Here is a 21,313-nt window from a genome sequence, read left to right as displayed (position 1 = left end):
ACGGTCACTCCCCCATCTCGAACTGCTGGCTGAACCGCACGTCGCCTTCGACCAGGTCGTGCATATCGTTGATGTCGTGGCGCAGGAGCAGGGTGCGCTCCATGCCCACACCGAAGGCGAAGCCTGAGTAGCGCTGCGGGTCCACGCCGGCCGACCTCAGAACGTTGGGGTTGACCATGCCGCAGCCTCCCCATTCGATCCATCCGGGGCCGCCCTTCTTGTCAGGGAACCAGAGATCCATCTCGGCGCTGGGCTCGGTGAAGGGGAAGTACGAGGGCCGTAGTCTGGTCCGGGCCTCGGGACCGAACATGGCCACAGCGAGCTTGTCCAGGGTGCCCTTGAGGTCGGCCATGGTCAGGTGTTCATCCACGGCGATGGCCTCGCACTGGTGGAAGACCGGGGTGTGGGTGGCATCAAGCTCGTCGGTGCGGAAGACCCTGCCCGTGCAGGCCACGTAGAGCGGTACGCCACGGGTTATCAGGGAACGGGCCTGATCCGGGGAGGTATGGGTGCGCATGACCATGTTGGAGCCGACGAAGCCGGCGGCGTCCCTGGCCTGGCTGCCCTTGACGTAGAAGGTGTCCTGCATCTGGCGGGCGGGATGGTCAGGGCCGAAGTTGAGGGCATCGAAGTTGTACCACTCGGCCTCCAGCTCGGGGCCCTGGGCGATACTCCAACCCATGGAGACGAAGAAATCCTCCACGTCCTCCATGAGCTTGGACAGCGGATGACGTGCGCCCTGAGGTTTACGCTCGACCGGAAGGGTCATATCCACCTGCTCGGCAGCAAGGCGGCGGGACTCCTCCTCCTGGCGCAGCTGTCGCTCCTTGAGCCCGTAGGCACGGCCGAAGTCAGCCTTGAGCTTGCCCGCTAAACGGCCGGCGGTCTTCTTCTGATCCGCTGGCAGCCTTCCGATGATCCGGCCGGATCCGGCCAGGGCTGAACCTGTCCCTGCATACTCGGCCTTGATCGCCTTGAGTTCTTCCAGATCGGAGGCTTCGCGAATCCTGCCGATGCCCTCGTTGACCTCGTCGGTCATCGCCGCGGGGTCGAATTCTTCCTGTGCCACCATGGACCTTTCCACTGTGGCCAATGCCGTGTCCGGGCCGCAAATCAGCGGAAATCCCGGTCGTTGACGCCTTCACATTCTTTCAATACGACTCGACATGGCCATGGCGTAAAGCAGCACCGCCGCCGAGGTGGCCAGATTGAGTGATTCAGCCCGCCCGTATATGGGTATGCGAACGATCTGATCCATGGACTGCAGCAACTCATTGGGCAGTCCACGTGCCTCATTGCCGAAAAGCAGGGCCATGGGTTGACCCGACGAGTCTGGCTTGGCCAGGGCACCGCTCGCCATCAAATTAGTCAGGGAACGGACGGGTTTGTCCGGCGTGCCATAGACATCCGCGGCCACTATGGACCGACCCTGTCGTCTGCACAGACCCAGGAAGTCCTCGGTGCTCATGGTCACCAGGGGGATGTGAAAGGCCGATCCGGCCGTAGAGCGAATGACCTTGGGATTGGTGAGTTCCACGCACTGGTCCACCAGGATGACCGCCCGGCAACCGGCGGCATCGGCGGTGCGAATGACGGTTCCGGCATTGCCTGGATCACGAATCTGCCAGAAGGCCGCCACCAGGTCGGTCCCCTCCCCCGTCAGGTGCTGGGAATCCTCAAGATCCGTCGGTTGGGCCAAAAATCCATCAGTGCGCGCCTGGGCCAGGATTCCCTGGGCATTGCCGCTGATGGCATGCATGACCCGGGCCGAGACGAAGTGTCCGTAGCAGTCAGGCAGCTCCCGTGCCTGATCCATGATGGCCCCTATGGTCTCGTTGAGCGGCTGCGGATGACCGCCCTGGGCTGCAGGAGAGGATTCATCCGCCTGAATATAAAGGTCGGTCAGCAGGTCGGGACGCCAGCGGATCGCCTCGCGCACGCTCTGCGGGCCCTCTATCAGGAAACGGCCATGACGCTGCCGAGCCCGCCGATCCTGCAGTTCAGCCAAGCGACGAATTCGTTGGGCACGGGGATTGTCAAGAAGGGATTCATCAAAGGGCATGGGCACAACTCTAGCCCCGGCAGCCGAGAGCACGGCTGACGGACCTTCATGAGCCCACATCTGTGGGAAAGTTCACTGAAAGAAAGGTCTGCACCCCTTGTGCTCGGCCAACAAGGGGCTAGGGTAAAAGAACCGGTCGGGTCGACCACGTCCATTGCTGGTATGGCGCAGACCGACCATCGCACATCTGGCTTGACCAGAATCATTGTGAGGAGACGATATGCCCGTATACACACTTCCCGATCTGCCCTACGACTACTCGGCACTGGAGCCGTACGTGTCCGGCAAGATCATGGAGCTGCACCATGATAAGCACCATCAGGCTTATGTGAACGGGGCCAACAAGGCCCTGGAGCAGATCCACGACGCGGCCGAGTCCGGCAACGTGGCTCAGTCCAACCTGCTGGAGAAGAACCTGGCCTTCAACCTGGCCGGGCACAAGAACCACTCCATCTTCTGGAAGAACATGGCCCCGGCCGACGGCCAGGAGCCTACTGGCGAACTTAAGGCCGCCATCGAAGACCAGTTCGGGTCCTTCCAGGGCTTCCAGACCTACTTCGAGTCTATGTGCGCAGGCATCCAGGGCTCCGGCTGGGCCGTCCTGGCTTGGGATACCCTGGGCGAGCGCCTGGTCACCCTGCAGATGTACGACCACCAGGGCAACCTGCCCGTCACCATCTTCCCGCTGGTCCTGCTGGACCTCTGGGAGCACGCCTACTACCTGGAGTACCTGAACGACCGGGCCAGCTACGTCAAGGCCTGGTGGCACATCGTCAACTGGGAGGATGCCTCCAAGCGCTTCGACGAGGTGCGCAACATCAACACCACTCTGGCCAGGTAAAAGACCAGCGCTTCCAACCACAGGCAAACCCTGGCCCTTTCCCCTCTCTGCGGGAGGTGGAAAGGGCCAGGGTTCCTCTATATCTGAAGCCTGCGAAAGACCCTGACGATCAGTTGCCGAAGAAGGCGATGGAGCCAGTCAATGCAGCCACGGTCAGGGAGATTGCGGGCACAGCCAGGCAGATAAGCAGGAAGCCCGCATCACGAGTTCTGACATGGGAAACCCTGGCATGGGTTCGTGGAGTGCTGCCGCCGAAACCGCGGGCCTCCATGGCCGTGGCCAAGGTCGTCGAACGCCTGATGGACAGGACCAGCAGCGCGAAGGCCTGGGGCATAAAGGCCTTGAAACGATTCTCATCGCCCAGTCCGCGACTGCGGCGCGAGGCCGTCAGGGCCGACCAGTCGTCCTTGAGAACAGTGAAAAGCCGCATGCCGGCCAACCCGCCGTAGACGAAGCGATCAGGCAGGTGGAGCACCTGGCTGAAGGCATCAGCCAGGTCAGTGGCGTCTATTCCCAGCACGGTGATGATGGCGGGGATCCCGATGGCCAGGATTCGCAGCGCAGTAGCCAGGGCCAGATCCAGCGACCGCTGGGTGATGTGGATCATCCCCCACTGCCAGAAGGTGGCGCCGCCGCTCTTGCCATAGAGGATGATTGCCAGAGCCGAACCCGGCGCCCCCAGGAAGATGGGCCAGGTGGACCTGACCACGCGCAGGGGCGTGAAGCCTGCCGCGCCCAGCAGCAGGAACTCCAGAATCAGGGCCGTCGTGGCCGAAACCGGGTCCAGGCTAATCAGCAAGGGCAGAGCCGCCAGAAAGGCCCCGATCAGACGAAAGGCTGGATTGATGGATGCTATGTATGGCGATCGGCTGGCTGGCTTGACCGGCTCATCCCGCTGATCCATGGGCGTGACGGTCAGTCTGGCTGCAACAGTCTTCTGGCGAGCCTGCATATCTGACTCGACTGCAGGCCAGACGGCCTTCCGGGCTCCTGGAGGCGTCATTTCCACCAGACGGGCATCCAGGGTCTGAACCAGTTCCCGGTCATGGGTGACCAGGATGATGCAGGCTCCCTGGTCGCGCAGGTCTGCAATCAGCTGGGCCATGCTGACCCAGGTGTTCCTGTCCTGGCCGAAGGTGGGCTCGTCAAGAATCAGCATCTGTGGTGCAGCGGCCAGGGCCGAAGCCACAGTGAGCCGCCGCTTCTCGCCACCGGAGAGCGTGTAAGGGTTGGCGCGGGCGTACTGTCTCAGACTGAAGCGCCCCAGCAGCTCCAGGGCGCGGGCCTGGGCCTGGTCCTCGGTCATGCCGGTGCGAATGGGGGCCAGCTTGACCTCTTCCAGGACCGTGCCCCGGGCAAACTGGTGCTCGGGATTCTGAAAGACATAGGCGATGCGCGCCGCCAGCTGGGATGAGGTCCACCGGATGGGTTCGGGATCTGCAGGCATCTGCCCTTGGGGTCCCCGAAGTAGGCGATCCTGGGCAAGCACCGAACCGGCCACGGGCTCCAGCAAACCAGCCAGGGTCATGGCCAGCGTGGACTTGCCGGCTCCGTTGGCTCCGACCAGGGCAGTGACCTGCCCGGCTCTGAATTCCAGATCGATGTGCTCGGCCACTGCCTTGCCCTGACGACCAACCGCCAGATCCCGGGCGGTCAACAAGACTTGATGGCCATCATGACCGTGGCCGGATTGCCCAGACCGAACCCGTCCAAGCTCAGGGAGCGAATCCTTGGCGCTCCTATAGGCCTCGGGAACCCAGATGCCCAGGGAGGCCAGATCCAATCCAGGATCAGTGAAGACTTCCTGGGGGCTGCCGTCGGCCATGATCACTGTCTTGCGATAGGCTGCAGCACCCGATCCGCCGGCGCTGTCTTCAACCTCGCCCAGCCCAAGCACGATGACCCGGTCGATCATATCCATCCAAGGCCCTGCCCGGTGCTCGACCAGAACCATGGTGGAGCCTTGCCGATCCAAGACCTTCCTGACGGCACCGACAATTTGCTCGACACCGACCGGGTCCAGGTTGGCCGTTGGCTCATCCAGTAGAAGCAACCCAGGCTGCATGGCCAGAGCGCCGGCCAGGGCCAGACGCTGCATCTGCCCCCCACTCAGATGCATGGTGGATCGGGTCAGCTGCAGGTCAGCCAGACCCACCTCGGCCATGGCCTTCCGCACCCGTGGCCAGATCTCCTCGCGGGGCAACCCCATGTTCTCAGGCCCGAAGGCCACATTGTCACCCAGCCGCTGAAAGATGGCCTGAGCATCCGGATCCTGCAGGACCAGACCCACACGCCCCCGGCTGGATACGGCGGGATTGCCGTCGATCAGGACCTGACCCTGGGTCACCCCGCCTTCGTCATCCTCGACCTGGTCCTGACCGCTCTGCGGGGCATGATCGCCCAGCAGTCCGGCCACACCCTCAAGGATGGTCGATTTGCCAATGCCGGAGGCTCCCAGCAGAAGCACCCGTTGACCTGCGGGAATACTCAGGGAAAGATCCCTGACAGCGAAGTGGTTCCGATAGGCATGGCGGTACCCCCAACCGCGCAGTTCCAAGGTCGCGGGTCGATAGGGATTGTCCTGGATGCTCTGGTCCACGCCCAGACCTCTACTTCCCGGCCGTCCGAATATCGCGGCCGGAGGCGAAGCGGTCCAGAGCCCCGGTGGCGGCAATGGCCTTATAGAGGTACCAGACCAGCACTCCGGCGATCAGCGCGCCCGAAATCAGGGTGGCTATCAGATAGATCACCCCATAGGGGCCGGTCAGGTTGATGGCCTGTAGGTGCGTGCAGAAGGAATACAGCCAGCAGCCGAAACCAGCGGCAGCGCCCGACAGTGCCACCGTGGACATGTTCCAACGCCGGTAACGCAGCAGCATGAAGACCAGTTCGGCCATGAAGCCCTGAAGTAGACCGATCAGTATGGTCTCCACAGGCACCCAGAGACTGCCCAGCAGCGACTCCAGGATGGCGGCGACCAACTCGGCATAGACGGCCGCCCCCGGCTTGCGCACGATGACCGATGCCAGGGGCCCGGCAAACAGGTAAAGCCCGTTGAGCACGCCGCCCAGACCGGGTACAACCCCGTCCAGGAATGACCAGGGAATGGTGGTCACCAGGGCGACCACCCAGTAGATGACTGCGGAGGCCACCCCGATGACCGAGGCGACGGCGATATCCACCACCCTCCACCGTCGGGAGGGGGTTCTGACTTGAGAGGGAGTCCGCTCAGACTCCGGCTCTGATCCAGAAACAGTATTGTTGCTGAAATGACCATTGGTCATGATCTTGTGCCTTTCCTCGGGGCGCTCCGTATGAGCGCCATCCCGTTCAGGCACGGGTCCAGTGACATCCGTGCGCCGGCATTACCCGGTAAACGTTCGTCCGGTTGAGGCTAAGCCTCCTCTCAGCCGCACGCCCTTAGGCATACGGCCCCCGTGTCACCAGCCATATTAGAACATACGATGGTCAAGGGAATCCAGCAGGAGGGCCTCGGTGATGATGTTGTCGATCAGCCCCTGCAGGGAGATGGACTCGTTCGGGCTGTGGGCGTTGGACTGGGGATCCTCGGGGCCGGTCACCAGGACCTGGGCCTCAGGGAAGAGGCGCTTGAGCTCGGGGATGAAGGGGATGGATCCGCCCTCGCCCTTGTTGACCGGGTCGCGTCCGAAGGCCTGCCGCATGGCCTCCTCGGCCTGCCGGACCACCGGGCTATCGGCATCCATGGCCCATCCCATGCCCATGTCGCTGGGGGTGACCTCCACCTTGGCCCCATGAGGGGCATGGGCGACCAGGAAATCAGCCAGAGCCTGCGCGGCCTGCTCAGGCCGTTGGGTGGGCGCAGTCCGCAGCGAAATGCGGAAACGGGTCTTGTCGGCCAGCACGTTGAAGGAGCCCTCCACCGGGTGCGCATCAAAGCCGATCACCGCCGCCGCCGGCTTGGTCCAGAGCCTGGAGGCCAGGGAGTCGGTTCCGGCCAGCCGGTAGGAGTCCACCACGCCGGCATCCGCACGCAGCTGAGCCTGGTCCAGGTCACGCTGCAGGCCTCCGATGGGCTGTTCACCCTCCAGGCCGGGCACCGCCAGCTGACCCTGGTCGTCATACATGGATGCAATCAGCATGGCAGCCAGGGTGTTGGCATCCAGGATGGGCCCGCCGAACTGCCCGGAATGGACCGGGTGCTCCAGGACTGTGACCGTGACATCCAGGTCCGCATTCCCTCTTAGTGAGGTGGTCAGGCTGGGGGTGTCCGCCGACCAGTTGCCCGAGTCGGCCACGATGATCAGGTCCGAGGCGAAGTCGTCCCGATGAGCTTGGAGGAAGGGGATGAAACTGCGCGAGCCCATCTCCTCCTCGCCTTCGATGAAGACCTTGACGTTGACGTGCAGGTCCTTGCCCAGGGCATGCAGGGCACCCGAGTGGATGGCGATGCCGCCACCGTCGTCGGCCGATCCGCGTCCGTAGAGCCGTCCCTCCTTCTCCACACCGGTAAAGGGGTCAGTGGACCACTGGGAGGGGTCGGGCACCGGCTGCACGTCGTGATGGGCGTAGAGCAGAACGGTCGGGGCCTCGTCGTCCACCTGCCGGGATCCGATGACCTCGAAAGCACCAGGGGTCCCGTCAGGATTGGTGGCCTGGACCACACGGGCATCTACACCCACCTGCCGCAGTTGCCCGGCCACATAGTCAGCCGATCGCCGCATGTGATCCCCGGTAATCCCCTTGGCCGAAACCGAAGCCAGGGCGATCTTGTCCTTGAGCAGATCGACGATCCGGCTCCTATCGTCCTGCACACGTGTGCGGATCGTCTCCAGCCCCAGCTCCGCCATCGTTACCTCCTCTGATTGCTTGTGAATCAATGCTTGCGAGTCTAGGCGTCACCGTAACCTGTTCGCATGACATGGAACCCCTTCTCACGCAAGGATCGACGGGACAAAGAGGCGGAGGCGGACCAGGCGGCCTCCACTGAAGAGGCACGAGGCAAGGGACGCCCCACCCCCAAACGCAAGCAGGCCGAGGCTAGGAACCTGCGACCGTTGGTCCCCAAGGATCGCAAGGCCTCACGCAAGGCCGCCAAGGCCCGGATCCGGGCCCGTGAGGATGCCCAGTACGAGGCCATGAGGACCGGCGACCTCGACCACATGCCCAAATCGGAGCGCCTGCCCTGGAGGATCTACATCCGCAACTATGTGGATGCCCGTTTCAATCTGCTGGAATGGATATTCCCGGCCATCATCCTTATGTTCGTCGCCACCCTGATGGGCATGTTCGTGGGTCCGCAGCATTATGCCACTTTCACCATGGTGGTGACCGTCCTGCTGTATGGCTACCTGATCATTGCCCTGATCGATACCTGGCTGATGTGGCGCAAGCTCAAGCGACTGCTGATCGACAAGTTCGGCGAGCGCTCGGTGGCCAAAGGTTCACGTTCGGCCTCCTACGCCTGGCAACGTGCCATGATGGTCCGGCGCTGGCGGGTTCCCAAGCCCAATCAGAGCAAGCGCGGGCACTGGCCCGACTGACAAGCGAATCGTCCTGACATACCGAACGATGGACTGGTAGCGCCGCCCGGTGCCCTTTGGGTTCCGGGCGGTCTTTGTACTCACTCCACATTGTGCGAATGCTCTTCATTCTCCCAGCCGGTACGGCTAGCATGGATTCTTATGCAGCAATCGATCAACCAACCCGGCACAGAGTCTCTTGACCCCTGGGATGCCGACAGCCGCCAGTACGACACCATCATTATCGGATCGGGCCCAGGCGGGTATGCCACTGCCCTGCGCACGGCAGAACTGGGCGGACGGGTGGCCCTGGTCGAGCAGGACCCTGTGGTTGGCGGCGTCTGCCTGAACCGCGGATGCATCCCTACCAAGGCCCTGCTAACAGCCACCCAGGTTTTGGAACAGGCTGACCTTGGAGCCGCCATGGGCATCAATATCGGGTCGGCCAGCATCGACTACCAGAAGCTTCAGGATTATCAGGACCGGATGGTGGACGCCATGACCGGCGGCCTGGCGAGCCTGCTCAAGCAGCGTGGCATCACCGTGGTGCACGGCCACGGCACCATCGTCGGCGACGGCTTGGTGGAGGTGACCGCTGCTGACGGCAATCGAACCCGACTGACCACCTGCGATACCATCCTGGCCACTGGGTCTCACGCCAGGCCCTTGGAGGAGCTCCCCTTCGATGATCTGGTCATCGACACGGACCGGGCGCTGACCCTCAAGCCCTTCCCCCGCAGGGCGCTGATTATCGGTTCAGGTGCGGTGGCCCTGGAATTCGCCACCATTTGGAACCAAGCCGGCTGCCAGGTGACCCTGATGGTCAGGCATGACCGGGTGCTCTCCCACTGGGGTCGGCGGACCGGCCAGATCATGACCCGGGAGTTGAAACGTCAGGGAATTCAGATCATTACCCATGCCCGCTGCTCGGGCGGACACCGTCTGCCCGCAGATGGGGGCATGCAGGTCGACTACCAGCCGACCGACGACAAGGGCCAGGCGGGAACGATCGAGACCGATCTGGTTCTGGTGGCCATTGGCAGGGACCCCAACACGAACCCCGAGCATATGAAGGAGCTGGGCATCGACCTGGACGGGCAGGGCCAGGTCCTGACCGACTCCCAGGGGCGCACCAGCCGTGACCGTGTCTGGGCCCTGGGCGACATCACCCCGGGTCACCATCTGGCCCACAGGGCCTTCCAGCAGGGCATCACCCTGGCCGATGCCGCCTCTGGTCTGGATCCTGAACCAGTCAACGAGGCCACCATCCCCCGCGTGGTCTTCTCCTCCCCCCAGGCCGCAGCTGTGGGTTTCAGCCGGCAGGAGGCCGAGGACGATCCATCGCTGAACCAGGTCAAGGAGACCATCTACCCCATGATGGCCAACTCGCGCATGCGCATGAGCGGCCTGCAGGGCACCCTCAGCCTGATCACCGCCTGCCAAGCCACCGATCTGGAGAAGCAGATAGTCGTCGGTCTGGAAATGGTCTCCCCCCAGGCCTCCGAGAACATCGCCGAGGCCCAGCAGCTGGTGGGCAACCAGATCCCGCTGCACCGGGCGGCCGGGCTCATCCATCCCCATCCCACCTTCTCGGAAGCCATTGGAGAGGCCCTGCTCAAGGCTGACGGCAGACCCCTGAACATGCAGTAGGCATGCGGTAGACTGGTCAACCAGTGAACGTTTCCGAGTGAGGATGGCATGGCTACAGAGGACACCAAGGGCAAAAAAGCAAAAAAGAAGAACAGCACGATCAGTCAGATCGTCAAGATCTACCAATTCACTTACGCAGAAGACAAGGCTCTTCCCTGGCTACTGGCCGCGGCCATTCTGGTGCCCACACTGATAACAGTGGTGATCTGCCTGCTGGCTCACTTTGGGTGGCTGTCCTGGATCCTGACCGTGCTTCTGGGCATCATGGTCGGCCTGCTTCTGGCCACCATGACCCTGACCAGGCGCTCCGACAAGGTCGGCTACGCCAAGATGGAGGGTCGTCCAGGCGCTGCCGCCGCCGTGCTGAGCAGCATCTCCAAGGCGGGCTTCTCCTTCCCCCAGGAACCCGTATGGATTGATGCCAAGACCAAGGACGCCGTCTGGAGGGGCACCGGCCGCACCGGGGTCTACCTGATAGCCGAGGGCGACTACAACCGCGTCAACAAGGCCATGAACCGCGAAGAGGAGAAGATCCGCCGCATCACCCGTGGGTCGGCCATCCCCATCTACCGGATCAGCGTGGGCCACGGTCCTGACCAGGTTCCACTCAACAAGCTCCAGCGCACCGTGATCAAGAAGAAGGTCAAGCTGACCGCCACCGAGCTGGAGACCCTGAACGACCGGCTGGTCACCCTGCAAAAGCGGCAGAACGCCCTGGGCATGCCCAAGGGCATTGATCCGACAAAGATACACGTCAGCCGCAAGGCCATGCGCGGGCGCTGATGTTTTGAAGGTCCCGGCATCTCCCCAGGGAGGCGCCGGGACCTTCGCATGAAACACCCCCGTAACCTCAGCGGTGCATTGCCGAAAAAACCGGTCCCCTAGACTGGGTGACCGTTACGGTTTCCACGAAAGGAGCAGTTCAGTGAGCGAACTTAAGTCAAAGGCCGATTGCGAAGCTCTGATAAACCAGGAGGGCGTGGAATATGTCTCAGTCAGGTTCACGGACCTGATCGGGGTCCAGCAGCACTTCACCGTCCCCGCCAGCGAATTCCTCAAAGACGCTTTCACGGACGGCATGGCCTTCGACGGCTCCTCCGTCCAAGGCTTCCAAGCCATCAACGAATCGGATATGAAGCTGATTCCCGATCCAGAGACTGCTTACATGGATCCCTTCCGCCGTCATCGCACCCTGAATGTGGCCTTCTCCATTGTTGACCCGGTGACCGACGAGCCCTACTCGCGCGACCCCCGGCAGATTGCCGCCAAGGCGGAGGCCTACCTGCGCTCCACCGGCATCGCCGATACGGCCTCTTTCGCCCCCGAGGCCGAGTTCTTCATCTTCGACAAGGTCCGCTTTGAGAACAGCATGCAGCGCTCTTTCTACGAGGTCGACTCCATTGAGGCTCCTTGGAACTCGGGCGTCGACGTCGAGGAGGATGGCTCCGACAACATTGGCTTCAAGAACCGGGTCAAGAAGGGCTACTTCCCTGTGCCCCCCATCGACCATTACCAGGATCTGCGCGACGACATGGTGGCCAACCTGCAGAAGGTGGGCCTGATTCTGGAGCGCTCCCATCATGAGGTGGGCGGCGCCGGCCAGCAGGAGATCAACTACCGTTTCAACACCCTGCTGCATGCGGGCGACGACCTGATGAAGTACAAGTACGTGGTCCACGAGACCGCCGCCCTGGCCGGCAAGGCGGCCACCTTCATGCCCAAGCCCATCGCCGGGGACAACGGGACCGGCATGCACTGCCACCAGTCCCTCTGGAAGGATGGCAAGCCCCTCTTCTACGACGAGAACGGCTATGGCGGACTTTCCGACATTGCCCGCTGGTATGTGGGCGGCCTGATCGAGCATGCCTCGTCTGTTCTGGCCTTCACCAACCCCTCCACCAACTCCTACAAGCGTCTGGTGCCCGGCTATGAGGCCCCTGTCAACCTGGTTTACTCGGCCCGGAACCGTTCGGCGGCCATCCGCATCCCCCTGGCCGGCACCTCGCCTGCCGCCAAGCGGATCGAGTTCCGCGCCCCCGACCCCTCCTGCAACCCCTTCCTGGCCTTCTCGGCCCAGCTGATGGCAGGACTGGACGGCATTCTCAACCACACCGAGCCCCCGGCCCCCATCGACAAGGACCTCTATGAGCTGCCTCCCGAAGAGCATGCCCAGATCAAGCAGGTGCCCGGCTCCCTGGAGGAGGCTCTGAACGCTTTGGAAGAGGACCACGACTTCCTGAGCGAGGGCGACGTCTTCACCGACGATCTGATCCAGACCTGGTTGGACTTGAAGCGCGGTGAACTGGACCAGACTCGTCTGGCCCCCACACCTCTGGAGTACGAGCTCTACTTCCACATCTGAGTTCGTATGACGACTGAGGCCGGCTGACCGGCCAGTTCACACATAGGGCCTGATCCTTCATGCCGAAGGGTCGGGCCTCTTTGCGTATCAGGACTATCGGCATCCGCCCATTGATGGCAACACGCCAGCCCCGGCATCCCGGCAGGCGGTCAGGCCAGAATGAGGAGAGGTACGAAAACAGATCCGATGGAGGTGGAAACCGATGCGCTGGCTGCGTGAGTTCATGGAGTTGCCCGTATATCTGCGAGCCATGCTCATCGTGGACCTCATGTGCAACTTCGGCATCGGTCTGGTTATGCCCATCGAGCTGCTCTTCGCCACCCATTCCCTGGGCGCCACCATGAGCGAGGCCGCCCTCCTGGTGACCATCAGCTCGGTAGGGTCGCTGATCTCCAACCCCATCATCGGCTGGGTCTCGGATCGTCGCTCCTCCTGGCTGGCCATGCACACGGCCATGATCTTCTCGGTCATCGGCCCCCTGATTTTCACCGTGGCCCACGACTACCGGGCAGCAGTGGCGGGAGCCTTCGTCTCGGGCTTGGGGATGGGCATGCAGACCTCCTGGGCCAGCATTCTGACGCAGATCTCCACCAGGGAGCAGCACCGGATCGTCTACGGCATCAATCAGGCCGAACTCAACCTCGGCATCGGCCTAGGAGCTGCTGTGGGCGGACTGCTGGCCGCAGGTGGTCAGGACTTTCTCTACCGCATTGGCTTCGGCGGCAGGGCCTTGGGATTCGCCCTGCTCAGCCTTTCCTTGCTAGTTATCGAACGACACTGGCAGCTGCGACGGTTGACGGCTGAGCTCAAGGCCAAGGCAGAGCGGGAGGTCGTCCAGGAATCCGCCGGGACAACCCATGCCCTAAAGGCCAGCCGGGCAGACAGCACAGAAAGCGTGACCGCCAACGACACCTTCGGCGGACGGACCAGCTCCCTGACCAGGGTGTTGGTCTCCATGGCGCTGCTGACCCTGGGCACCTTCTTCATGGACCTGTTCGGCTACTCCCAGTTCGACGCCGGTCTGGTCACCACCCTGATCTCAGATCCACACATCCCCCGCTGGTCCCTGTCGGTGGTGGACGTGGTCAACACCTTCTCGGTGGTCATCATGAATATCGTGTTGCTGCCCCGGCTCAAGGACGCCAACCATGTACGCCTGCTGCGTACCGTGCCGGTCTTTTGGGCTGCGGCCTGGGTGATCATCGTCCTGGGTCTGCGCCTGGATTCCACTCCCGGCGCTCTGAGCGTGGCCTCCCTGGGCATCACCATCTTCGGACTAGGCGAGGTCATGATGGGCATCTCCCAGCCGGTGGTGGCCGCTGAGCTGGCCGGGCCATCATTCAGCGGACGTATGTTCGGCCTGCTCAACACGGCCGCCTCCCTGGGCTACATCGTGGGACCCATGTTCGCCTCCTACATCCTGGCCGGACATGAGGCCATTCCCTTCCTGGCCATGTGCGCCATCGGCTTGGTCGTGCTGGCAGTCCCCTGGTTCCTGGCCATCCCTTCGCGGCAGATCACCAGCCAAAAGAGCCCGACCGCCGTCTAGCCTCAGGCAAGGTACGGCACCGGACTAATAACCTTGTTTTAGAGTCAGTCCTCACCGGCGGCCCGACGAGCATCGCCAGGCTCCGAACCTTCCATCAGGGTCTTGGCCAGATCCACGAATCGCTCGGTCAGCGGCGAATCATCCAGGGAGCCATCTGACCTTAAGACAGCCGGACGGCCGGACTCCCCCGACTCGCGCAGGTCGGTCTGTAGGGGCAACTGCTCCAGCAGAGGCACCTGATACCCCAGATCCCGGGTCAGCTGGTCGGCTACACGCTGGCCGCCTCCCTGACCGAAGATGCGCAGCCGCTCGCCATTGTGCTCGTACCAGGACATGTTCTCGATTACACCTTGGACCTTGGTAGGTAGCTGGAGAGCCACCAAACCTGAACGCACGGCCACCTGCGAGGCCGATGGCTGGGGGGTGGTGACCACGATCAGGCGACTGTTGGGCAGGGCCTGGGCCACGGACAGGGCCATGTCCCCGGTGCCTGGGGCCAGATCCAGCAGGAGCACATCAGGGTCACCCCACCAGACATCAGAGAGGAACTGCTCCAGCGAGCGCTGCAGGCGCGGACCCCTCCAGAGGATGGCCCGGTCCGATCCGGCGAACATACCAATGGATATCAGCTTGACACCCCATGCGGTGACCGGCATCAGCATGCCGTGCAGATTGGTGGGCCGACTGTGTACGCCAAAGAGCCCAGGCAGGGAGAATCCGTAGATGTCCGCATCAATGGCGGCCGTGTCATAGCCCAGGGCAGCCAGCGTGGCCGCCAGGTTGACCGTCACCGAGGACTTGCCCACGCCCCCCTTGCCCGAGGCGATGGCGAAGATGCGGGTACCCACGCCAGGCTTGGAGAAGGGGTTGCTGCGCCGGGCGGCCTTGAGATCGGCCACCAGGTTGTCCAGTTTCTCCCGGCTCATGGAGGAGACATCGATATGGGGGCGCAACCGGGCTCGCGGATAGGAAGTCACGGTCCCATTGATCTGGTTGGTGATGGTGGTCGATAGCGGACAACCCTTGATGGTCAGCTCCACCCGCACGGTCACCTCATAGTCGGCCTGGGCATCCCTGGCTGGCTCGACAATGATGTCGGTGATCATGCCCAGATCTGTGATGGACCGTCCCAGCTCTGGATCGATGACCCGGCTGAGCCGCTCATAGACCTCCCCCTTGATTCTTCGAGGCAGCTCCTCCAGATTCCGGGTCCCTTCCTTGCGATGCTCTACTTGTTCCATGCCGTCACCATATCGCGACCAGCCATCAGCTGCTAGGGCGCGGCTGGTCGGATATTGCGAATGTCACAATCAACCTTGGGCCGGGTTGGGGTCGCCGGTATCGAGCAAGCGGTGGAAAGCCGCTTCGTCCAGGATGGGCAGGCCCAGACTCTCAGCCTTGTCGGCCTTGGAGCCAGGGTTGGCGCCCACCACCACATAGGTGGTCTTCTTGCTGACGGACCCCGAGGCTTTGCCGCCGCGTTCCACGATGGCCTCCTTGGCTGAGTCCCTGGAGAAGTCCTCCAAGCTGCCGGTGACCACCACGGTCATGCCCTTCAGGGTCTGCGGCTTGGTGCTGCGTTCGACATGAGCGCCCACCCCAGCGGCCTGCCAGGCATCCAGGATGCGCCCACGCCAGTCACCTGGCTGCCTGGCGCCCTGGAACCAGTCGTGGATGGAGTGCGCAATCTCGGGGCCCACCCCGTCCAGCTCGGACAGGTCCTCCACACTGGCCTCCTCCACGGCCTGCAGTGACGGGAAGCGGGTAGCTATGGCCCGAGCCGAAGTCGGTCCCAGGTGCCGAATGGAAAGGGCCACCAGAACCCTCCACAGATCGGCATGCTTGGCCTTGTCAATCTCTTCAAGCATCTGCAGAGTGTTCCTGGAGGGTTGGGCGTCGGCACTGCCCAGGGCGGCCTCCTGGACCTGGGTCTCATGACTGTTCATGGCCCGCTCGCCCTGGCCCGCTTGAGCACTCTTGGGCAGATTATAGAAGGCTGGCACCCGGTACCAAAGACCGCTGCCACCAGTCCGGCGCTTGGTTGTTGTACGCCCCTGCCGGCCTTCGACCTCCACCTGTTCCATCAGGGGGACCTCACGCCAGACATAGACTTGGCGCAGGTCCTCCACCTTCAGGTCGAACAGGCCCGCCTCGCTGGTCAGGACCGGATCCTGCCGGGGCGGAAGCTTCAGATCCGGATCCGGCTGGTAGGGGGCTGCCTGACCGCCCTGGTCGACCAGGACCTCACGCAGACCAGGAGCGTAGACCTCCACGGAATCGGGCCGGTTCTCATCGGGGTTGGTCAGGGCTATGGCGCTCTGCTCCCCCAGATGCTCGATGTCCAGTGCCTTTCGCGAGGCCATATGGATGATCCGCTCGGTCAACTGGGCTGGACAGGACTCCACGTTGGGGCAGCGGATGTCCACGTCGCCCTCCTTGGCCGGGGCCAAGCGAGCGCCACAGCTGGGGCAGGTCTCGGGCATGACGAAGGGTTTCAGATCCTTCTCGCGCCCTTTCCTGGCTTCGATAACTGGTCCAACCAGCTCGGGGATTACGTCGCCCGCCTTGCGGACTACAACCGTGTCCCCGATCAGAATCCCCTTGCGCTTGACCTCGGAGGCGTTGTGGAGGGTTGTCCTGGAAACCGTGGACCCGGCCACGGTGACCGGGGTGAGAACAGCCACCGGGGTGATTCGCCCGGTCCGGCCCACCTGGACGGTGATGTCCAGAAGCCGAGTATTGACCTCCTCCGGCGGGTACTTGTAGGCCACGGCCCAGCGGGGGGCACGGGAGGTAGCGCCCAGCCTGCGTTGAAGATCCCTATCCTGAAGCTTGACCACGATGCCGTCCAAGGCGTGCTCGATGTCATTGCGGTGCTGGCCGTAATAGTCGATCATGTCCAGGATCTGGTCGAATGAGGTGACGACCCGGTTGTGGGGCGAGACCGGAATCCCCCACTGCTTGTAGAGGTCGTAGGCCTGGGACTGGTCAATGACCTCGTCGTGTGTCCCCTTGGGATGGGCCGGCCCCCACCTCAGTGATCCCAGGCCATGAGCGTAGAAGCTTAGACGCCGGCTGGCGGTGATGCGCGGATCCTTCTGCCTAAGGGATCCGGCGGCGGCGTTGCGGGGGTTGGCAAAGGGCGCCTTGCCCTCCCGCTCCTGCTGCTCGTTCAAGGCATTGAAGTCGTCAAACCGCATGAAGACCTCACCACGGACCTCCACGAACTCTGGGATGTCACGCGCCGGGCCCGACAGGTTCTGCGGAATGCTTGGGATGGTTCTGACGTTCAGGGTGATGTCCTCACCAGTCACCCCGTCTCCTCTGGTAAGGCCTTGCTCCAGGACTCCATTGCGGTAGAGAAGGTTCAGGGCCAGGCCATCGATCTTGACCTCGCTGGTCATGGGCAGGGCCTTGTCCTGCGGCCAGTCGAGCTCGCTGCGAAGCCCGTCATACCACTGGCGTAGCTCCGAAATGCTGAAGACATCATCCAGACTGGGCATCTGGGAGGGGTGACGGACGGAGGCAAAGTCGTTGGAGAAGGTCCCTCCGACCCGGTGCGTTGGCGACTGGGGGGTATCCAGGCTGGGGAAGCGGGACTCCAGCTCCTGCAGGCAGCGCATCCTGGCGTCATATGCCGCGTCGGAGGAGACTGGCGCGTCGTCTATGTAGTAGGCGACCTGGTCGGACTCCACCCAGGCGGCCAGCCTGGACCAGAGACGCTGGGCCTGCTGGGCTCCCAAGGAGTCAAGATCCAGTTCTTCGAGTCGCATGGCATCAGCATCGTCGGGCTGGAGGAATGCTATCCATCGGTCAGTGCCCGGCCTGGGCCTGGACTCGGCATCCCCACCCGCATCACCGGTTTGCTGAATATCTTCCTGAGCTGTTTTGTCATGCATTGAGCGACCTCATGAACTGTGCCTGTACCACATCAACACCTTCATTATCGTCGTCGTTCATCCTGGCGGCCGCCATTGACAGTGTTCGGGCCGGGACGAAGAGCCCGCCATCCACGCAGATGCGCGCGGCCTGGCGCACTATCGAAGCCACCTCGGTGTGAGGCCAGACCGGCAGGCCGTGTTCAGCCAGCACCCGTCGGGCCTGCCTGTGGTCTTCCGGCAGAACCACGCACTGGGATCGGGCCCTGGCTTGCAGCTCGGCCAGCTCGGTCTTGAGGGCTGGTATCCGGTCGGGACTGATATGCTCGCTCATCAGATAGGCCGCCGCAGCCACATCGAACTCGTCGCGCATCCATGAGGCATAGGCCAGACGGTAGTAGGCGAAGGAGGCATCGTCCCGGTCCAGAGCCACCCGCAGAGCGTTCAGTGTGGCAGCCCGGGCCGAATCCCAGTCCTCACGGTTGGCCAGCATGACCGCCAGCTTCAGGTGAGAGAGCGGGTAGGCAGGCGCATAGGCCACCATGGCGTTCAGATGCTTGAGGGCCGCCTGGTCCTCCTTGAGCTGGGCCAGCAGGTCGGCTATCTCCAGGTGGGCATAGAAGAGGTTGTCAGGAATGAGCAGGGTCCGCTCCCCCGGTGTGGCGAAGAGACGGTTATAGACCACCCGCTCGGCGTATGAGTTGAAGTAGCGGGGCACCTGGCCCTCGGCTGCAAAGACGGCATCCATATGGGCAATGGCATCCTGCTCAACCTGTATACCCTGGGCTGCGCCGCCGGAGAAGAGCAGGTCGCGGGCTTTGACGCGCTCCTTGTCCAGCTGTGAGGACAGTGAGAAGTCGAAGTCGGGAACAGGGGTACCGTCGATCATGGCGCTGGCAACCTGAGGGGCCAGCTGTTCCAGCTCCGGGTCACCGATGCTCTGGATGATGCCCGTGGCCGCCTGGGCCTTGGCCGCTGATGTCATGGTCCGATCCGAGGCCAGCTGATGGAAACCGCCTACAGCCCTCTGTAGCAGGTCGGCACGCTGGATGGACAGATCGACGGCCTTATGCGCGCCCAAGGCCTGGGCAGACTTGTCGGCGAAGGCCACCTCGGAAAACTCGGGCTCCTCCTGGCTGCCATGGGGGCTGAAGCGGTCATCGTGCATGTCGAAGACAGCCTCGGTGGGCTTGAGTCCGCCCTGGGGATCCACCTGCATGGCCGCGTCGAAGAAACGGTAGATGGCACGTGGATCCTTCAGCCCCTGTGAACGGATGCGGGAGAGGAAGAGTTCCCTGCTGAAGACCACCGAGACCAGGGTGCGGATGGTCGGATTGCTCTGCAGGGCGCTGAGCGGATTCTGGGATGCGTCGTCGTCAGTCTGATCTGCGGAGGCATCTTCATTCGGGACATCCTCCTTCGATGCATCCCCATTGGCTGACGAAGGCGGCGCAAAGGCGGCAGAGTCAAGGTCCACGCCCTGCATGAGATCCTTGAACTCGCGGTCCACGGATTCCTTTTCGCCCTGATCCTCGGCCTTGTCCTCCCCGTCTTCCTGTTGTTGCTCAGGAGCCATTCGGGAGGCAATGGGCTTGGTGGGATCGCCGTGCACGTCACCATCCTTGGGATCAGCCTTGGACCCTGTAGGGGCCACCTCGCCTGAACGCATGCGCTCAAAGGCCTCCAAGGCCTGTCCCATCATGGTCCTGATGGCCGAGTTCTGCTGGTCGACAGCCTCTTCCAGACCGATGGAGTCAATTTGCAGGCTGACCTCGCGCACGGACGGATCCGCCCCGAAGGCCAGTGCGGCCATCATCAGCCCGACGCGCAGGTTGTAGTCAGCGCTCATGGCGGAACGCTCGCCCTCGTCCAGGTCCCGCCAGGCCCGCGACTGGTCCTCATAGCGGCTGGAGGGCATCATGGTGCGCCCTGCCGCGGTGAAGGCCAAGGCTACCTGTCCTTGGGCAAGATTGGACCTAAACTCCACGTCGAAGCGGAAGGGCAACCGAAGGGATCGTATCAGCATGGCCATCGTCTGCCGGTAGACCCACTCGGATCGCACCGGCTCCTGGCCCTGGCCGTCCGCTCGCACGGGGAGCGCCTGGGGAGCCTGTTGACGGACCATGACAGCAGTGGCTGCAGCCTTGTCAACCATGGCATTGATAGCAGTCCGCCCGTCGTCCTCCAGGGGATCGAAGCGAATCGGATAGTCTCCCGGGCGCAGCAGGGCGACGATGGCAGGATCCTCCAATAGGGCCTGGTCCAGCCGGGTTGCCTGGACGCGATTGATCGAGTCCTCGGTGGGCAACATTCCAAGACGGGCATTGTGCTCCAACCAGGCGCTGACTGCGGCGAATCTGTTGAGGTTGCCCTCGATACGTAGGGCCGCAAGCGCGGCAGTGAACTCCAGTCCGTTGTCCCAGCTCAGGAAGTATGCGCCTGAGTAGGAGGAAGCATACAGATGCAGGGGCTCCGCCCCATGAACGGCCTCAAGGCCTGAGACGGGCGATAGAGCCCCGGCCTCACGCATCAGGTCGGCGAACAAATCCTCCAGTCCGGAGACCCGCTGTCCGTGGGAGCGTGCCTGGATCATGTCGCCCACGCTGCGTCGGATGGCTCCCATGGGCGCCTCCCGGTTGAGCCGGTAGAAGATGTTGCCCGAGCCGAACCCGGTGAAGGTTCCCTGGATGCGCGGCAATAGGTAAGCAGCGAAGAAGGCGATGGCCACAGCATCCCGATACTCCAGATCCAGGCGCATTTCAGGAGGCAGGAGGGGACGCAGCTGCTCCAGGCAATAACGACCATCGGCTCGCAGCCAGGAGGCCAGCCAACGCATGTGGCCGGCATCATCACGGCCTGCTACGGCACCCTGCAGGGCATGGACCGGGCCCGAATCCTGACCCGGATCGCGGCCCAACCGACGGCCGTCGACCAGGGTCACCTCCTCCTCACGACCCAGCAAGAAGGCAGGCTCCATGTTCTGCAGGTCCATCCGGCTCTGCTCGCCAATGAAGACCCGGCCATGGTCGTCGGCCAGGGCGATCTGGGCAAAGTGACGGTGATCGGTGAAAATCCCCAACGCGAAGCCCCGGCCCGGGGCATCGGGCCACTGGACCCAGCCCAGCGTCAGTCCCTCGGGCACGCCCTGCAGGCGTGGAAAGAGCCGACGCTTGACAGCGATACCCAGAACACGGCTGTGAGAAGCCAGGAATTCGCGCATCTGCCGATCATCCGGATGGCCTCCCGTCCGGTTGATTAGATCGACCATGTCGGCCACCGAAGAATCCAGGGGATGATCCCCACGACCCCCTCTGGTCGGCCGAGAGGAGCCCACCAATCCCTCCAGTACGGAAAGAATGGAACGGCCCAGGCCGGACAGATCACCGAAACCCCGGGACTTCTTCGCGTTCTTGGACATACCTTTGATTGTCCCAATCCAGCCAGACATGTCGCCGTTAGAATAAAACCGT

14 protein-coding genes and 1 riboswitch are annotated in these 21,313 nt (G+C 63.1%); of the genes, 6 read left to right on the top strand and 8 right to left on the bottom strand.

What is annotated here, in order from left to right:
• Positions 1 to 4: 4 nt before the first annotated feature.
• Positions 5 to 1,072 carry a phenylalanine--tRNA ligase subunit alpha gene (gene pheS / locus CI601_RS03165; RefSeq protein ID WP_121914245.1) on the bottom strand — a complete coding sequence of 356 codons (1,068 nt, stop codon included), beginning with the start codon at positions 1,070 to 1,072 and terminating at the stop codon, positions 5 to 7.
• A 69-nt stretch (positions 1,073 to 1,141) separates the two neighbouring features.
• Complete coding sequence (locus tag CI601_RS03160; RefSeq protein ID WP_121914244.1) at positions 1,142 to 2,062, bottom strand: RNA methyltransferase; 921 nt, start codon at positions 2,060 to 2,062, stop codon at positions 1,142 to 1,144.
• A gap of 220 nt (positions 2,063 to 2,282) precedes the next feature.
• On the opposite strand from CI601_RS03160, the gene CI601_RS03155 reads away from it, so the two are divergent.
• Positions 2,283 to 2,903, top strand: a complete 621-nt coding sequence (locus CI601_RS03155) for a superoxide dismutase (RefSeq protein WP_024626528.1) — start codon at positions 2,283 to 2,285, stop codon at positions 2,901 to 2,903.
• 109 nt (positions 2,904 to 3,012) lie between these two features.
• On the opposite strand, the gene CI601_RS03150 is transcribed toward CI601_RS03155, so the two are convergent.
• The 3 genes from CI601_RS03150 to CI601_RS03140 form a co-directional block, all read right to left on the bottom strand.
• Complete coding sequence (locus CI601_RS03150) at positions 3,013 to 5,502, bottom strand: ATP-binding cassette domain-containing protein (protein ID WP_121914243.1); 2,490 nt, start codon at positions 5,500 to 5,502, stop codon at positions 3,013 to 3,015.
• A gap of 10 nt (positions 5,503 to 5,512) precedes the next feature.
• Complete coding sequence (locus tag CI601_RS03145) at positions 5,513 to 6,187, bottom strand: ECF transporter S component (RefSeq protein ID WP_121914242.1); 675 nt, start codon at positions 6,185 to 6,187, stop codon at positions 5,513 to 5,515.
• 49 nt (positions 6,188 to 6,236) lie between these two features.
• Positions 6,237 to 6,352: riboswitch (TPP riboswitch) on the bottom strand.
• Positions 6,353 to 6,355: 3 nt separating this feature from the next.
• Positions 6,356 to 7,732: a dipeptidase gene (locus CI601_RS03140; RefSeq protein ID WP_121914241.1), complete on the bottom strand. Its 1,377-nt coding sequence runs from the start codon at positions 7,730 to 7,732 to the stop codon at positions 6,356 to 6,358.
• A gap of 66 nt (positions 7,733 to 7,798) precedes the next feature.
• Between CI601_RS03140 and CI601_RS03135 the strand changes: the two genes are divergently transcribed.
• From CI601_RS03135 to CI601_RS03115, 5 genes are all read left to right on the top strand, one after another.
• The gene (locus CI601_RS03135; RefSeq protein WP_121914240.1) at positions 7,799 to 8,425 is read left to right on the top strand and encodes a DUF3043 domain-containing protein; all 627 of its coding nucleotides are present in this window, start codon (positions 7,799 to 7,801) and stop codon (positions 8,423 to 8,425) included.
• Positions 8,426 to 8,566: 141 nt separating this feature from the next.
• Complete coding sequence (locus tag CI601_RS03130; protein WP_121914239.1) at positions 8,567 to 10,054, top strand: NAD(P)/FAD-dependent oxidoreductase; 1,488 nt, start codon at positions 8,567 to 8,569, stop codon at positions 10,052 to 10,054.
• 48 nt (positions 10,055 to 10,102) lie between these two features.
• A complete protein-coding gene (locus CI601_RS03125) occupies positions 10,103 to 10,837 on the top strand; it encodes a DUF4191 domain-containing protein (protein WP_121914238.1) in 735 nt (244 codons plus the stop codon).
• Positions 10,838 to 10,979: 142 nt separating this feature from the next.
• A complete protein-coding gene (gene glnA, locus CI601_RS03120; protein ID WP_024626535.1) occupies positions 10,980 to 12,416 on the top strand; it encodes a type I glutamate--ammonia ligase in 1,437 nt (478 codons plus the stop codon).
• A 202-nt stretch (positions 12,417 to 12,618) separates the two neighbouring features.
• On the top strand, positions 12,619 to 13,965 hold the full coding sequence (locus CI601_RS03115) for an MFS transporter (protein WP_121914237.1): 1,347 nt from the start codon (positions 12,619 to 12,621) through the stop codon (positions 13,963 to 13,965).
• 44 nt (positions 13,966 to 14,009) lie between these two features.
• Here CI601_RS03115 and CI601_RS03110 read toward each other — a convergent pair whose 3' ends face one another.
• The 3 genes from CI601_RS03110 to CI601_RS03100 form a co-directional block, all read right to left on the bottom strand.
• A complete protein-coding gene (locus tag CI601_RS03110; protein WP_121914236.1) occupies positions 14,010 to 15,206 on the bottom strand; it encodes an Mrp/NBP35 family ATP-binding protein in 1,197 nt (398 codons plus the stop codon).
• Between the two features lie 69 nt (positions 15,207 to 15,275).
• Positions 15,276 to 17,864: an NAD-dependent DNA ligase LigA gene (gene ligA, locus CI601_RS03105; protein ID WP_121914235.1), complete on the bottom strand. Its 2,589-nt coding sequence runs from the start codon at positions 17,862 to 17,864 to the stop codon at positions 15,276 to 15,278.
• The gene (locus CI601_RS03100; RefSeq protein WP_259465293.1) at positions 17,857 to 21,261 is read right to left on the bottom strand and encodes a tetratricopeptide repeat protein; all 3,405 of its coding nucleotides are present in this window, start codon (positions 21,259 to 21,261) and stop codon (positions 17,857 to 17,859) included. Before CI601_RS03100 ends, ligA begins: the two co-directional genes overlap by 8 nt.
• Positions 21,262 to 21,313 lie beyond the last annotated feature (52 nt).

Origin of the sequence: Bifidobacterium sp. wkB344 (genome assembly GCF_003688305.1) — a bacterium.
Taxonomy (GTDB): Bacteria; Actinomycetota; Actinomycetes; order Actinomycetales; family Bifidobacteriaceae; genus Bombiscardovia; species Bombiscardovia mizhiensis.
This window is presented reverse-complemented; position numbering and strand designations above follow the sequence as displayed.

Coding starts and splice junctions, on each gene's coding strand:
- pheS (WP_121914245.1), bottom strand. CDS start 1,072: ATGGTGGCACAGGAAGAATTCGACCCCGCGGCGATGACCGACGAGGTC.
- CI601_RS03160 (WP_121914244.1), bottom strand. CDS start 2,062: ATGCCCTTTGATGAATCCCTTCTTGACAATCCCCGTGCCCAACGAATT.
- CI601_RS03155 (WP_024626528.1), top strand. CDS start 2,283: ATGCCCGTATACACACTTCCCGATCTGCCCTACGACTACTCGGCACTG.
- CI601_RS03145 (WP_121914242.1), bottom strand. CDS start 6,187: ATGACCAATGGTCATTTCAGCAACAATACTGTTTCTGGATCAGAGCCG.
- CI601_RS03140 (WP_121914241.1), bottom strand. CDS start 7,732: ATGGCGGAGCTGGGGCTGGAGACGATCCGCACACGTGTGCAGGACGAT.
- CI601_RS03135 (WP_121914240.1), top strand. CDS start 7,799: ATGACATGGAACCCCTTCTCACGCAAGGATCGACGGGACAAAGAGGCG.
- CI601_RS03130 (WP_121914239.1), top strand. CDS start 8,567: ATGCAGCAATCGATCAACCAACCCGGCACAGAGTCTCTTGACCCCTGG.
- CI601_RS03125 (WP_121914238.1), top strand. CDS start 10,103: ATGGCTACAGAGGACACCAAGGGCAAAAAAGCAAAAAAGAAGAACAGC.
- CI601_RS03115 (WP_121914237.1), top strand. CDS start 12,619: ATGCGCTGGCTGCGTGAGTTCATGGAGTTGCCCGTATATCTGCGAGCC.
- CI601_RS03110 (WP_121914236.1), bottom strand. CDS start 15,206: ATGGAACAAGTAGAGCATCGCAAGGAAGGGACCCGGAATCTGGAGGAG.
- ligA (WP_121914235.1), bottom strand. CDS start 17,864: ATGCATGACAAAACAGCTCAGGAAGATATTCAGCAAACCGGTGATGCG.
- CI601_RS03100 (WP_259465293.1), bottom strand. CDS start 21,261: ATGTCCAAGAACGCGAAGAAGTCCCGGGGTTTCGGTGATCTGTCCGGC.